Consider the following 13466-nt stretch of genomic DNA (forward strand, 5'->3'; position numbering starts at 1 on the left):
GGGACGGTGGCGTATCATTTCAGCGTTTTCCTGAACACCACCAGATCGTGCTGGCGCACTTCATCCACCCCTCCGACCGGCAGATCGGCGAGGACGAACGGGCCATAAGCGGTGCGGATCAGGCGGCTGACCTTGAGACCGAGATGTTCGAGCACGCGGCGCACCTCGCGGTTCTTGCCCTCGGTCAGCTTCATCTCGATCCAGGTATTGGCGCCGGTGCGCCGTTCGAGATTGGCATCGATCGATCCATAGCGCACGCCCTCGATCTCGATCCCTTCGATCAGATTCTCGAGCTGTTCCTGGCTGACGTTCCCATACGCCCGCGCACGATAGGTGCGGGTGACGCCGGTCGCGGGCAATTCGAGCTGGCGCTTCAATTCGCCATCGGTGGTCAGCAGCAGCAGCCCCTCCGTATTGAGATCGAGGCGGCCGACTGGCACCACGCGCGGCAGCTCCGGGGGCAATTTGTCGTAGATCGTCGGGCGGCCCTTGGGATCGCGCTCGGTGGTCAGCAGCCCGCTCGGCTTGTGGAACAGGAACAGGCGGGCAGGGGCGGGCTCCTTGACCGGCTTGCCGTCGACGGTGACGCCGCGCAGCGAGGTGAGGATCGTCGCGGGGGTTTCCAGCGGTACGCCATCGAGCGCGATCCGCCGTTCCTCGATCATCCGCTCGATCTCACGCCGGCTGGCGATACCCGCGCGGGCGAGCAGCTTGGCGATGCGGTCCCCGGTCTTGGGTGTGCTCTCATGGCGGATGCCCTGGGGCTCGACCCGCGGCTTGGCGGTCACCCGATGAAAGGCGCGTCGGTCTTTGGCGGCGGCGGGCTTCTTGGGAGCGTTCATGCTTCCCGCGCTACCGTCACCACGGGGATCGGTCCATCGCCCAGCACGCCCTCCCACTTGGCGACGACGCTCGCCGCCACCGCATTGCCGATCACGCTGGTCGCGGAGCGTCCCATGTCGAGGAAGTGATCGACCGCCAGGATCAGCAGCAGGCCGCCTTCGGGGATGTGAAAGAAGCTCAATGTCGAGGCGATCACCACCAGGCTGGCGCGGGGGACGCCCGCCACGCCCTTCGATGTCACCATCAGCACGAGCAGCATCACCACCTGCTGGCCGATGCTGATATCGATGCCATAGGCCTGCGCGATGAACATCGTGGCGAAGGTGCAGTAGAGCATCGTGCCATCGAGGTTGAACGAATAGCCGAGCGGCAGCACGAAGCCTGCCACCCGCTCGGGCACGCCAAACCGTTCCAGCGCCTCCAGCGTCCGCGGGAAGGCGCTTTCGGACGACGCGGTGGTGAAGGCGACGAGGAAGGGCTCGCGCAGATAGCCGAACAGCCGCTTGGTGGAGGGGCCGACGATCAGCCACGAGACGCCGAACAGCAACGCCAGCAGGATCGCGATCGCTATATAGAAGCCGATGATGAAGAAGCCGAAGGTGGCGAGGATGCCGATGCCCTGCTTGGCCACCGCGCTGGACGCTGCCGCGAACACCGCGACCGGCGCGAATCGCATCACATAGCCCGTCACCTTGAGCATCACCGCCGACAGCGCCTCGACGCCCTTCAGGATCGGCGCCCCCGCCTCACCGATCGCCGCCAGCCCAACGCCGAAGAACAAGGCAAAGATCACGATCGGCAGAATGTCGTTCTTCGCCATCGCATCCACCACCGAGGCGGGGACGATGTGCGTGAAGAAATCATGCAGCGAGAAAGCTGCGGTGGAAACGCCGGTCGCGGCGCTGGCGGCAGGCAGCCGCAGGTTGAGCCCCACACCCGGCTTCAGGATGTTGACCACGATCAGGCCCAGCGTCAGCGACACCAGGCTGGCGAGGATGAACCACCCGATCGTCCGCCCGCCGATCCGTCCCAAAGCCGCCGTATCGCCCATATGCGCGACGCCCGCGACCAGCGTTGCGAACACCAGAGGCGCGATGATCATCTTTATCAGCCGCAGGAACATATCGGTCAGGATCGAAAGATCATCGGTGATCGTTACGAGGGCAGCAGGATCGGCTATCAACCGATTCAAAGCGAACCCGACCGCGATGCCGATGAGCAGCGCAAGGAGGATGAAAAGGGTCAGTCGCCTGGCCACGCGGCACTCCGGTACGAGGAGGGCCGGTGGTCGGGGAGAAGTGTGAGGTCGTCAACCCCGGGCCGATCCCGGCAGATTGGAAGCGTGAAGACGGAAATGCTGTTCGCCAAGCGTGCCCGCAAGATCCACCGCATCCTCATCGTCGAGGATGAGCCGCTGGTGGCGTTCGACAACGAACATTTCCTGCGGGATGCGGGCTATGAGATCGTCGCGACCGTCGATACCGTGCCGGAAGCCGCCGCGCATATCGCCGCGCACAAGCCCGATCTGGTACTGGCCGACGTCAGCCTGTCGGATGGCGGCAACGGCCTGGACATCGCGCGCGCCGCCAAAGCCAAGAAGATACCGGTGATCTTCGTTACCGGCTCCAATCTGGACGGCGAAGCCAAGCTGGCGATGGGCGTGCTCGCCAAACCCTACAATCAGCGCGATCTGCTCGCGACGATCGAGGCGGTGGACGCCAAGCTCGGCGGCGGGAAACCCAAGCGCGTGCCGAAGGGCCTCACGCTCTTCGATTAAGCCGATGAGAGTTCAGCCGGGCCCGCGCCGATAATCCTCGTCGCTAACCTTTTCCATCCAATCGACCATCCTGCCGTCGATGCCCTCCTGAATGGCGATATGGGTCATCGCCGTGGTCGGGGTTGCGCCGTGCCAGTGGCGGTGGCCGGGCGGGCACCAGACGACGTCGCCGGCACGGATTGCCACGATCGGCTCGCCTTCGCACTGCGTCCAGCCGCTGCCCGCGGTGACGACCAGAGTCTGGCCGAGCGGATGCGTGTGCCATGCGGTGCGCGCGCCAGGCTCGAACGTCACCGCGGCGCAGGCGTGGCGGGCAGGGGCGGGCGCGGTGTTGAGCGGATCGATCCGGACGGCGCCGGTGAACCATTCCGCAGGGCCGACTTGCGACGGCTGCGATCCGGCGGGCTTGAGGATCATAGTATCGTCCTTTCGGGATCAGCGGTTAACGTGGCGGTTGTAGCTGGCAGCGTACCGCTCGCCCTGCACTTCGATACCGCCCAACGCTTGCTCGATTGCGTCCAAGTCCGCTGCCGAAAGCGTGATCTCCGCAGCGCCGAGATTTTCATCGAGACGGCTGAGCTTGGTCGTGCCGGGGATTGGGGCGATCCATGGCTTCTGTGCGAGAAGCCAGGCAATCGCGATCTGCGCGCGGGTCGCGCGCTTGCCATCGGCAATGGCCCCCAAAGCGTCGACGATCCGCTGGTTGGCGTTGCGCGCGTCCTTGGCAAAGCGCGGAACCGTGTTGCGGAAATCGCCGGCCTCGAACTTCGTGTCCGCGGTAATCGCGCCGGTGAGAAAGCCCTTGCCCAGCGGGCTGAACGGCACAAAGCCGATGCCGAGCTCGTCCAGCGCTGACAGGATTTTCTGCTCTGGCTCCCGCCACCAAAGGCTATATTCGCTCTGCAGCGCCGCGACCGGCTGCACGGCATGGGCGCGCCGAATCGTTTCGACGCCTGCTTCGGACAGGCCGAAATATTTGACCTTGCCCTCTTTGATCAGGTCGCGAACCGTGCCCGCCACATCCTCGATCGGTACGGCCGGGTCGACGCGGTGCTGATAGAGAATATCGATAAAATCGGTGCCGAGCCGCTTGAGCGACGCCTCGGTGACAGCGCGGATATGCTCGGGCCGGCTGTCGACGCCCTCGGTCGGCACGCCATTCTTGAACCCGAACTTGGTGGCGATCACCACCTTGTCGCGAATCGGCGCCAGCGCTTCGCCAACGAGGTCCTCATTGACGTTGGGACCGTAAGCCTCGGCGGTATCGAAAAAGGTTACGCCGCGATCGTAAGCTGCACGGATCAGCGCGATGCCTTCGTCCTTGCCTATGCCCGAACCCAGCCCGAAGCTGATGCCCATACAGCCAAGCCCAATCGCCGAAACCTCGAGCCCGCTTTTGCCCAACTGCCGCTTTTCCATGAGTATCTCCTTATCGTTCGAGGCGGGAGATAAGAGCGGAACACTTGCCGGATTAGGCGCAAAGTGCTGCATGAGCTTATGAAGGCTGTTCATGAATAGCGGTTTACGGCGTGAGGATCTTGGCGATCTCACAGCCTTTCTCACCGTGGCGGAGGGAGGGGAGCTTCACCCGAGCCGCGGCGAGGCTCAATGTCTCCCAATCGGCTCTGAGCCACACGATGCTGCGGCTGGAAACACGCCTCGGCCTTCGCTTGCTGATGCGCACCACACGCAACGTCTCGCCGACCGAAGCGGGGGCGCGGTTGATCGAAACGCTTGGCCCGGCAATCGATGATATCCGGGCGCGGCTGGCAGCGATCACCGAGCTGCGCGAAAAGCCCTCCGGCACGGTGCGAATAACCACCTCCGATCACGCCGCACGCACCATTCTCTGGCCCGCGGCGCGGCGATTGTTGCCACTCTATCCAGACATCACGATCGAAATATCGGCCGAGTCCGCCCTCACGGACATTGTCGCCGAACGCTTCGATGCCGGCATCCGTCTTGGCGAGAATGTCGCCAAGGATATGATCGCGGTGCCGGTCGGGCCGCAGTTGCGAATGGCGGCAGTCGCCAGCCCCGCCTATCTCGCGCAGGCTTGTACTCCACTGACGCCGCAGGATTTAGCTCATCACAATTGCATCAACCTGCGGCTGTCGCGGGCGCGCGGTCTCTATTCCTGGGAATTCGAGAAGGACGGGCGCGAGCTGCGCGTGCGGGTCGAGGGGCAGCTCATCGTTAACCGATCTGATCTGGGCATCCAGGCGGCCATTGACGGACTGGGCATCTTCTTCGGTGTTGAAGATGAGGCACTGGAGCCGATCGCCGAGGGGCGGCTGGTTCGCTTCCTCGAAGATTGGACGCCGCCGTTCGCGGGCTATTATCTCTATTATCCAAGCCGCCGCCAGCCGACACCCGCTTTCACGATTCTGCTGGAGGCGCTCCGGTATCGATCCTGATGCCAAGAGGCGCTCAGGCTAGGTCGGCTTCCATACGGCGGCTGCGGCGCAATGCCGTGCCCACGAGCCCGAACCCACCGATCATCATCGCCCAGGTCGCGGGCTCCGGCACGGGGGCCGTGGTGATACGCACATTATCGATGCCAACATCGGCATCACCGCTGGATGCTGAACCGACGAAGGTCAATGTGCCGGTGGTGCTGTTCGCTCTGAACGTGGGCGTAGTGTAAGTCGACCAAATCGTACTGGTGATATCGTAGGAGCCGATTTGTGAACCGCCTACGGATACGGTGAAAGGATTGTCGCTATAGCCGCCGGGACGCGCCGCGCCGGCAAACACGATCTGATAGACCTGACCGACGGTAAGACCGGTTAGAGCAAAATCGATCTGTCCGATGTAGCTCGACGTGCTCTGAATGAAGGCCGTCTGCGTGCCATCGGGCGCATCGGCAAAGGCCCAGGCGCTGCCGTTATGCTGTACGCCGGATCCGGCATTGAAGGTGACCCCGGTCACCGTGGGATTGTAGACAAAGGAGCTTGTAGCCGGCGTCTCGAAAGATCCATCCGGAATGACCACGGCCTGAGCCGCGGTGCCGAGCATGACAATAGCCGCTGCCGTCAATAACCTGTTAATCATCTAGCAAACCTTAAATACTCGTACCGTTCATCCGCAGTATCAGACAAGCGAGCGAACACAAGGCACGCAGATCCTAAAACGCTTGTTGTTAACATTTGTTCACATAGGATTTGGTATTTTCACCTGGTAAACCATAAAAATTTGTTAACTATCGAAGTGATTGCGCGGATCGAGCTTGCTCACTCTTAATTCAAATCCGCTATTCCAATTTTCATCCGGCGGTTTTGGCTTGTTTCGGCGGTATTTGCTTTGCAGCTACAGCGAGGTTCTGGAACCGACTGACCTGCTGGACTTGAACCTGGTGAGGGATCAAGATCATTAGCGACGTGATTTTGAGGGGTAGCTTGTTGAGGACGGTGAAGGGGGAGCAAGGACACAAGCGGCGCACCATCGCGATACTGGGTGAATTGCGCCGTCCCAAAATCGCGACGATGCTGGCGCTGGGCTTTTCCTCGGGCCTGCCGTTCATGCTGGTCGGCAATACATTCGGCTTCTGGCTGCGCGATGAGGGCATCGGCCTGACGACGATCGGCTTCCTGTCCTGGGTCGGGCTCGCTTATTCGCTCAAGGTCTTCTGGTCGCCGATCATCGATCGGACGGACGTGCCGCTGCTCGGGCGCCTCGGGCGCAGGCGCGGCTGGATGCTTTTGACGCAGCTGACCGTCGCCATCGGGCTGCTGGGCATGGCGGTGACCGGGCCGAAGGGCGGCTTGACCGCGGTTGCGGTGATGTCGCTGATCACCGCCTTCGCAGCGGCGAGCCAGGATGTCGTGATCGATGCGTGGCGGATCGAGATTGCCGACAATGATGGCGAAATCGGACTGCTGACCTCCGCCTCCGCGCTTGGCTACCGTATCGCTTTGCTGATCACCGATGCGCTGATCATATCGCTGGCCGGCCATCTCGGCTGGCCGATCTCCTATACTCTGATGGCGATCCTGATGGTCGTCGGCATCGGCGCCACGCTGTTCGCGGCGGAGCCGGAACGCGCCGACACGGTGCTAGAGGCCAAGGCGCCGCTCTGGACCGCGCGCGGGTTTGGCGATGCGATCGTCGGCCCGTTCATCGCTTTCTTCTCGAAATACAAGGCGTTGGCCGCGTTGATCCTCGCCGCCGTCGCTTTCTATCGGCTGCCCGATTTCATCATGGGGCCGATGTACAACCCTTATTATCACGATCTCGGCATTTCCAAGGATATGGTCGGCGGGATGCGTAGCACGGTCGGTCTGATCGCGGCTGTGGTGGGCACCGCATTCGGCGGCGTCTCGTCGGTTCGCTTTGGCGTGATGCCGAGCTTGATTGCCGGGGCGGTGCTGCAGGGGCTCGGGACGGCGGCCTTCGCGCTGCTCGCGATCGATCATGGCCCGCTCACGTTCGGCGCGGTGATGGCGTTCGATAATCTGGCGCAAGGCTATGCCGGCGTCGTCCTGATCGCCTACATGTCGAGCCTGACGAGCCTCGGCTACACCGCCACCCAATATGCCCTGCTGTCATCGACCTACGCGCTGCCGGGGAAATTCTTCAAAGGCTTCTCGGGCGCCGCGGTTGAAGGGCTGCAGCCTACGCACGGCCTGATCGGCGCCTATTCCTTCGCCTTCATCGGTGCAGGGCTGATCGCGCTGCCGTCGCTGGTCCTGTTCCTGCTGCTCAAGCGCCTCAGCCCCGCAACCTCAGATCCTCCCCGGCACGGGGAGGGGGACGGTGCGTAGCACGATCAAGGGGCCGTCCACCGATACTGCGCTGGATTGTGAGCCCCCTCCGTCATCGCTGCGCGATGCCACCTCCCGTGCCGGGGAGGATCAGGACTGAAACACCCGATCGAAGATCGTATCGACCTGCTTGAAATGATAGCCGAGATCGAACAGCGCCTCGAGCTCCGCATCCGATAGCGTCAACTCATCGTCGCCCTTGAGCAGTTCGAGCAAAGACAATTCGCCGTCGCTCTCCCAAACCTGCATCGCATTGCGCTGGACCAGCCGGTACGAATCCTCGCGGCTGACCCCGGCCTGCGTCAGCGCCAGCAGCACGCGCTGCGAATGGACGAGGCCGCCCATGCGATCGAGGTTCTTCTGCATCCGGGCCGGATAGACGACGAGCTTGTCCATCACACCCGTCAGCCGCGCGAGCGCGAAATCAAGCGTGATCGTCGCATCCGGCCCGATGTAGCGCTCCACGGACGAATGACTGATGTCCCGCTCATGCCACAGCGCGACATTCTCCATTGCGGGGATGGTCGCGCTCCGCACCATGCGCGCGAGACCGGTGAGGTTCTCGGTCAGCACCGGATTGCGCTTGTGCGGCATCGCCGAGGAGCCTTTCTGCCCCGGCGAGAAATATTCCTCCGCTTCCAACACTTCGGTGCGCTGCAGGTGGCGCACCTCGATCGCCAGCCGCTCGATCGAGGAGGCGATCACGCCCAGCGTTGCGAAGAACATCGCGTGCCGATCGCGCGGGATCACCTGCGTCGAAACCGGCTCGATCGCGAGCCCGAGCTTCTCCGCGACGTGCGCCTCCACCCGCGGATCGATATTGGCGAAGGTGCCCACCGCGCCCGAAATCGCGCAGGTCGCGATATCCTCACGCGCCGCCACCAGCCGCTTCCGCGCGCGGGCGAACTCGGCATAGGCCTCGGCCAGCTTGAGGCCGAAGGTGACGGGTTCGGCATGGATGCCGTGGCTGCGGCCGATCGTTGGGGTCAATTTATGTTGGAACGCGCGGCGTTTGAGCACCTCCAGCAGCGCATCGAGATCGGCGAGCAAGATGTCCGAGGCCCGCGCCAGCTGCACCGCGAGGCAGGTATCGAGCACATCGCTGCTGGTCATGCCCTGGTGCATGAACCGCGCCTCGTCGCCGACATTCTCGGCCACCCAGGTGAGGAAAGCGATCACATCATGCTTGGTCACCGCCTCGATCGCATCGATCCGCGCGACATCGATCACCGGCTTGGTTGCCCACCAGTCCCACAGTGCCTTGGCCGCACTCCGGGGCACCACGCCCAGCTCGGCGAGCGCGTCGGTGGCGTGCGCCTCGATCTCGAACCAGATCGCGAAGCGCGTCTCGGGCGCCCACAGCGAGACCATCTCGGGGCGGGAATAGCGGGGGATCATGGGCCGGGCCTTCGGACGGGAGGGAGTGCTGCCGCTAGCAGCGGTCCAGCGTTCGCCGCAAGCGCGCGATTCTGCGCCGCTTGGGCCTTGAGCGCCGCCTGTGGAGGCCGTAACGACCGCTGCTCAAGGGCAAGCGGGGCGCGGCGTGAACAATGAAGCGGAGCTCATCGGGCGGATTGCGGCGCTGCGCCAGGAGCATCGCGATCTGGATGCCGCGATCGACGCGCTGACCTTCGCGCCGGCCTCCGATCAGCTCCAGATCGCGCGGCTGAAGAAACGCAAGCTCGCGCTGAAGGACGAGATCGCGCACCTCGAAGATCAGCTCATCCCCGACATCATCGCCTGATAGCAAAACGCCCCCACTCCGCGAGGAGCAGGGGCGTCCGCTCTCGCCGCGATGGGCGAGGAAGGCTGCTTAGGCGGCCTTGCGATCGTTGACCGCTTCGAGCGTCGGCTGCTGGCCGTCGATCGCGATCGTGCGCGGTTTCTTGTGCTCGGGCACTTCGCGGACCAGCTCGATGTTGAGCAGACCGTCGGCATAGCCGGCGCCGGTCACGCGGATCGTGTCGGCGAGCTGGAAGCGGCGCTCGAACGCGCGCTTGCCGATCCCGCGGTGCAAAAACTCGCGACCGGGCTCACCTTCGCTGGGCTCGGCGCGGCCCGTGACGATCAGAACATTGTCCTGCGCGGTCAGCTCCAGCTCGTCGCGGGTGAAACCGGCGGTGGCCATCGAGATGCGATAGGCGTCTTCGCCGACCTTCTCGATGTTGTAAGGCGGATAGCTGTCGCCTTCGCCGCGAGTAGCGAGATCGACGAGGCGGTTGATATTCTCGAAACCGATCGAGCTGCGGAGCAGTGGGGCAAAATCGAACGTACGCATAAAGTCTCCAATCCTTCGTATAAGCGATTGAAACAGCCGGTGGCAGCGCCCCCGGTCGTGCCGCGCCCGCCCCATGAGGCGACGGGGTCGGCGGCGTAGAGATAGGGCGGGCAAAACCGGCTTCAAGATACCTTGCGGAGCGACCGCATCGATCCGACGTTAGGGGTCGACGCCGCTCGGCCTGCAAGGATAGGGCGGGGCGGTAATCAAGACAGGATGTGCACGCATGGCCCAATATGACGTCGACCTTTTCGTGATCGGCGCCGGATCGGGCGGGACGCGCGCCAGCCGGATTGCGGCGGCGCACGGCGCGAAGGTGGCGGTGGCGGAGGAATATCGCGTCGGCGGCACGTGCGTGATCCGCGGCTGTGTGCCAAAGAAGCTGCTCGTCTACGGGGCGCACTTCGCCGAGGATCTCGCCGATGCGCGCCGCTTCGGCTGGAACGTACCCGATTGCGATTTCGAATGGACCACGTTGCGCGACAATGTGCTGAACGAGGTCAAGCGGCTCGAGGGCGTCTATGGCGAGACTTTGGTCAACAATAAGGTCGAGGTGATCCGCGAGCGCGCGGAGATCACCGGGCCGCACGGCATCCGGCTGGCGAGCGGGCGCGAGCTAACTGCCAAATATATTCTCGTTGCCACCGGCGCGACGCCGGATATTCCGACATGCCCCGGCCACCAATATGGAATCACCTCCAACGAGGCGTTCGATCTCGACGCCGTGCCCAGGCGCATCGTGATCGCCGGCGCGGGTTATATCGCCAACGAATTCGCCGGCATCTTCCACCAGTTCGGTAGCCATGTGACGATGGTCAACCGCACCGACGTGATCCTGCGCGGCTATGACGAACAGATCCGCGATCGCTTGATCCAGATCGCAACAACGAAGGGCATTACCTTCAAATTCCACGCGGCTTTCGAGAAAGTGGTGAAGCAGGAGGATGGCTCCTTGCTCGTGCATGTCACCGGCGATCATGAGCCGATCGCGTGTGATGTGCTGATGTTTGCGACCGGCCGCCGGCCCTTGACCGATGGCCTTGGTCTCGAGAGCGCGGGCATCACGCTGGATGAGAGAGGCGCGATCCCGGTCGATGAGGATAGCAAAACCAGCTGCGATAGCATCTATGCGGTCGGCGATGTCACCAACCGCGTCCAGCTCACCCCGGTCGCGATCCGCGAAGGCCAAGCCTTTGCCGATACCGTTTTCGGCAACAAGCCGCACCGCGTCGATTACGATTGCATTCCAAGCGCGGTCTTCAGCCATCCGCCGATCGGAGCGGTCGGCCTGACCGAAGCGCAGGGACGGAATAAATATGGCTCGGTAAAGACTTATACGTCAGACTTCAGGCCGATGAAGAATGTGCTGGCCGGTCGCAACGAGCGCTCGCTCTATAAATTGGTCGTCCATGCCGAGACCGATGTGGTGCTGGGCATTCATATGATCGGCCCTGACGCGCCGGAAATTCTTCAGGCGGCGGCGATCGCCGTGAAGGCCGGGCTGACCAAGGCGCAGTTCGATGAGACGGTGGCCTTGCACCCTAGCATGGCCGAAGAACTGGTGCTGATGCGGTAGTAGGCCCCACCGCTGGAAGAGGCTTACTTCCCCCGGTTCTTCCGATGCTCGGCCATGTCGAGAACGGTATTCTCGCCCTCGGGCAACAGGCCCAGCCGCCGCGCGATTTCCTGATAGGCTTCGACCTCGCCGCCGAGATCCTGGCGGAAGCGATCCTTGTCGAGCTTTTCGTTGGTGGTCATGTCCCACAGGCGGCAGCCGTCGGGGCTGATCTCGTCGGCCAGGATGATGCGGCTGTAATCATTGTCGTAAACGCGGCCGAATTCGAGCTTGAAGTCCACGAGCCGCACGTTGACCCCCGCAAACAGCCCGCTCATGAAATCGTTCACGCGGATCGCCATATCGGCGATGTCGTGCATCTCCTCTTGGCTGGCCCAGCCGAAGCAGGCGATATGCTCCTCGCTCACCAGTGGATCGCCGAGCGCATCGTCCTTGTAATAATATTCTATGATCGTGCGCGGAAGCTGCAGACCTTCCTCAAGCCCCAGCCGCTTGGCGAGGCTGCCCGCCGCGACGTTGCGGATCACGACCTCGATAGGCACGATCTCAACCTGGCGGATCAGCTGCTCGCGCATGTTGAGGCGGCGGATGAAATGGGTCGGCACGCCGATATTGCCGAGCAGGGTGAAGACATGCTCGCTGATGCGATTGTTGAGCACGCCCTTGCCGCTGATCGTGCCCTTCTTCTGGGCGTTGAACGCGGTGGCGTCGTCCTTGAAATATTGGATCAACGTGCCCGGTTCGGGGCCCTCATAGAGAATCTTGGCTTTGCCTTCGTAGATCTGGCGGCGGCGGGTCATCGCGCTCTCCGGACGTGGCCCGATCGGGCCGAAAGAGAAAAACCCCGGCGCGCTGGGCCAAACCGGCGGCGCGTTCGGGGTGTGTTGCCGGGCCTATACGGGATCGCCGGCCCATCCGCAACGGAAAGGCCCGCCGCCCTTTGGAGGCGGGCCTTTCACATCGGGCCAAGCGGGAATCAGGCCGCAGCCATCGCCTTTTCGAGATTCTGGACGATCGCTTCGAAGAATTGTTCGGTGGTCATCCACGCCTGATCGGGGCCGATCAGGATGGCGAGATCCTTGGTCATCTTGCCCTCTTCCACGGTCTGGATGCAGGCGCGCTCCAGCACCTCGGCGAACCTGGTGACCTCGGGCGTGTCATCGAACTTGCCGCGGAACTTGAGGCCGCCGGTCCAGGCGAAGATCGAGGCGATCGGGTTGGTCGATGTCGCCTTGCCCTGCTGGAACTGGCGATAGTGGCGCGTCACCGTGCCGTGCGCGGCTTCGGCCTCGATCGTCTTGCCGTCGGGCGTCATCAGCACGGAGGTCATAAGGCCGAGGCTGCCAAAGCCCTGCGCCACCTGATCGGACTGAACGTCGCCATCATAATTTTTGCAGGCCCAGACGAACTTGCCGCTCCACTTGAGCGCCGAGGCAACCATGTCATCGATCAGGCGATGCTCATAGATGATGCCCGCAGCGGTGAACTTGTCCTTGAATTCCTTCTCATAAACCTCGGCGAACAGATCCTTGAAGCGGCCGTCATAGGCCTTGAGGATCGTATTCTTGGTCGAGAGGTAGAGCGGCCAGCGGCGATCCAGCGCATAGTTCATGCTGGCGCGCGCGAAATCGGCGATCGAATCGTCGAGATTGTACATGCCCATCGTCACGCCCGACGAAGGGAAGTCGAACACCTCCTTCTCGATCGTCTTGCCGTCGGTGCCGGTCCAGACCATCTTGAGCTTGCCGGGGCCGGGTACGAGGAAATCGGTGGCGCGATACTGATCGCCATAGGCATGACGGCCGACTACGATAGGATCGGTCCAGCCCGGAATCAGTCGGGGCACATTCTTGATGACGATCGGCTCGCGGAAGATCGTGCCGCCCAAGATGTTGCGGATCGTGCCGTTCGGCGATTTCCACATGCTCTTGAGCTTGAATTCCTCGACGCGCTGTTCGTCGGGGGTGATCGTCGCGCATTTCACGCCGACGCCATATTGTTTGATCGCGTTGGCGCTGTCGATCGTGATCTGATCGTTGGTCTCGTCGCGCTTCTCGACCGAAAGGTCGTAATATTTCAGATCGATATCGAGGTAGGGGAGGATCAGGCGCTCGCGGATCCATTGCCAGATGATCCGCGTCATCTCGTCCCCGTCGAGCTCCACGACCGGGGTCTTCACCTTGATCTTCGCCATGCGTCTGCTTTCCAATGTGGGAGGTTTGGGCGCCT

13 protein-coding genes and 1 pseudogene are annotated in these 13466 nt (G+C 62.9%); 5 read left to right on the top strand and 9 right to left on the bottom strand.

Annotated elements, in window-relative coordinates:
* Positions 1-14: 14 nt before the first annotated feature.
* Positions 15-842, bottom strand: coding sequence for a pseudouridine synthase (locus FHS31_RS02690; protein ID WP_167071742.1), 828 nt, complete (start codon positions 840-842; stop codon positions 15-17).
* Positions 839-2101 (bottom strand): cation:dicarboxylate symporter family transporter, encoded by a 1263-nt coding sequence (locus FHS31_RS02695; protein ID WP_167071744.1) that lies wholly within the window; start codon positions 2099-2101, stop codon positions 839-841. The genes FHS31_RS02690 and FHS31_RS02695 overlap by 4 nt, the downstream gene beginning before the upstream one ends.
* 96 nt (positions 2102-2197) lie before the next feature.
* Between FHS31_RS02695 and FHS31_RS02700 the strand changes: the two genes are divergently transcribed.
* Positions 2198-2620, top strand: a complete 423-nt coding sequence (locus tag FHS31_RS02700) for a response regulator (protein WP_167072041.1) — start codon at positions 2198-2200, stop codon at positions 2618-2620.
* A gap of 12 nt (positions 2621-2632) precedes the next feature.
* On the opposite strand, the gene FHS31_RS02705 is transcribed toward FHS31_RS02700, so the two are convergent.
* Together FHS31_RS02705 and FHS31_RS02710 are read right to left on the bottom strand one after the other, a co-directional pair.
* On the bottom strand, positions 2633-3037 hold the full coding sequence (locus tag FHS31_RS02705) for a (R)-mandelonitrile lyase (RefSeq protein ID WP_167071746.1): 405 nt from the start codon (positions 3035-3037) through the stop codon (positions 2633-2635).
* 18 nt (positions 3038-3055) lie between these two features.
* Positions 3056-4039 (bottom strand): aldo/keto reductase, encoded by a 984-nt coding sequence (locus FHS31_RS02710; RefSeq protein ID WP_167071748.1) that lies wholly within the window; start codon positions 4037-4039, stop codon positions 3056-3058.
* Positions 4040-4130: 91 nt separating this feature from the next.
* Between FHS31_RS02710 and FHS31_RS02715 the strand changes: the two are divergent.
* A pseudogene (locus FHS31_RS02715) lies at positions 4131-5037 on the top strand (LysR family transcriptional regulator).
* Positions 5038-5050: 13 nt separating this feature from the next.
* On the opposite strand, the gene FHS31_RS16335 reads toward FHS31_RS02715, so the two are convergent.
* On the bottom strand, positions 5051-5674 hold the full coding sequence (locus FHS31_RS16335; protein WP_167071752.1) for a PEPxxWA-CTERM sorting domain-containing protein: 624 nt from the start codon (positions 5672-5674) through the stop codon (positions 5051-5053).
* A 407-nt stretch (positions 5675-6081) separates the two neighbouring features.
* On the opposite strand from FHS31_RS16335, the gene FHS31_RS02725 reads away from it, so the two are divergent.
* The gene (locus FHS31_RS02725; RefSeq protein WP_208408494.1) at positions 6082-7383 is read left to right on the top strand and encodes an AmpG family muropeptide MFS transporter; all 1302 of its coding nucleotides are present in this window, start codon (positions 6082-6084) and stop codon (positions 7381-7383) included.
* 90 nt (positions 7384-7473) lie between these two features.
* On the opposite strand, the gene purB is transcribed toward FHS31_RS02725, so the two are convergent.
* Positions 7474-8781, bottom strand: a complete 1308-nt coding sequence (gene purB, locus FHS31_RS02730; protein WP_167071755.1) for an adenylosuccinate lyase — start codon at positions 8779-8781, stop codon at positions 7474-7476.
* A 145-nt stretch (positions 8782-8926) separates the two neighbouring features.
* Here purB and FHS31_RS02735 point away from each other — a divergent pair, with 145 nt between their 5' ends.
* Complete coding sequence (locus FHS31_RS02735) at positions 8927-9127, top strand: DUF465 domain-containing protein (RefSeq protein WP_167071758.1); 201 nt, start codon at positions 8927-8929, stop codon at positions 9125-9127.
* A gap of 69 nt (positions 9128-9196) precedes the next feature.
* On the opposite strand, the gene FHS31_RS02740 is transcribed toward FHS31_RS02735, so the two are convergent.
* On the bottom strand, positions 9197-9661 hold the full coding sequence (locus tag FHS31_RS02740) for an Hsp20 family protein (RefSeq protein ID WP_167071762.1): 465 nt from the start codon (positions 9659-9661) through the stop codon (positions 9197-9199).
* Between the two features lie 226 nt (positions 9662-9887).
* Between FHS31_RS02740 and gorA the strand changes: the two genes are divergently transcribed.
* Positions 9888-11237 carry a glutathione-disulfide reductase gene (gene gorA, locus FHS31_RS02745; protein WP_167071771.1) on the top strand — a complete coding sequence of 450 codons (1350 nt, stop codon included), beginning with the start codon at positions 9888-9890 and terminating at the stop codon, positions 11235-11237.
* 23 nt (positions 11238-11260) lie between these two features.
* On the opposite strand, the gene purC is transcribed toward gorA, so the two are convergent.
* Positions 11261-12037: a phosphoribosylaminoimidazolesuccinocarboxamide synthase gene (gene purC, locus FHS31_RS02750; RefSeq protein WP_167071774.1), complete on the bottom strand. Its 777-nt coding sequence runs from the start codon at positions 12035-12037 to the stop codon at positions 11261-11263.
* Positions 12038-12213: 176 nt separating this feature from the next.
* Complete coding sequence (locus tag FHS31_RS02755) at positions 12214-13431, bottom strand: NADP-dependent isocitrate dehydrogenase (protein ID WP_167071776.1); 1218 nt, start codon at positions 13429-13431, stop codon at positions 12214-12216.
* Between the last annotated feature and the right edge of the window lie 35 nt (positions 13432-13466).

Source organism: Sphingomonas vulcanisoli, assembly GCF_011761305.1.
GTDB lineage: Bacteria > Pseudomonadota > Alphaproteobacteria > Sphingomonadales > Sphingomonadaceae > Sphingomonas_I > Sphingomonas_I vulcanisoli.

Bases quoted from the DNA above. Each gene is read 5' to 3' on its own strand.
- FHS31_RS02690 (WP_167071742.1), bottom strand. From the start codon at position 842: ATGAACGCTCCCAAGAAGCCCGCCGCCGCCAAAGACCGACGCGCCTTT.
- FHS31_RS02700 (WP_167072041.1), top strand. From the start codon at position 2,198: ATGCTGTTCGCCAAGCGTGCCCGCAAGATCCACCGCATCCTCATCGTC.
- FHS31_RS02705 (WP_167071746.1), bottom strand. From the start codon at position 3,037: ATGATCCTCAAGCCCGCCGGATCGCAGCCGTCGCAAGTCGGCCCTGCG.
- FHS31_RS02710 (WP_167071748.1), bottom strand. From the start codon at position 4,039: ATGGAAAAGCGGCAGTTGGGCAAAAGCGGGCTCGAGGTTTCGGCGATT.
- FHS31_RS16335 (WP_167071752.1), bottom strand. From the start codon at position 5,674: ATGATTAACAGGTTATTGACGGCAGCGGCTATTGTCATGCTCGGCACC.
- purB (WP_167071755.1), bottom strand. From the start codon at position 8,781: ATGATCCCCCGCTATTCCCGCCCCGAGATGGTCTCGCTGTGGGCGCCC.
- FHS31_RS02740 (WP_167071762.1), bottom strand. From the start codon at position 9,661: ATGCGTACGTTCGATTTTGCCCCACTGCTCCGCAGCTCGATCGGTTTC.
- gorA (WP_167071771.1), top strand. From the start codon at position 9,888: ATGGCCCAATATGACGTCGACCTTTTCGTGATCGGCGCCGGATCGGGC.
- purC (WP_167071774.1), bottom strand. From the start codon at position 12,037: ATGACCCGCCGCCGCCAGATCTACGAAGGCAAAGCCAAGATTCTCTAT.
- FHS31_RS02755 (WP_167071776.1), bottom strand. From the start codon at position 13,431: ATGGCGAAGATCAAGGTGAAGACCCCGGTCGTGGAGCTCGACGGGGAC.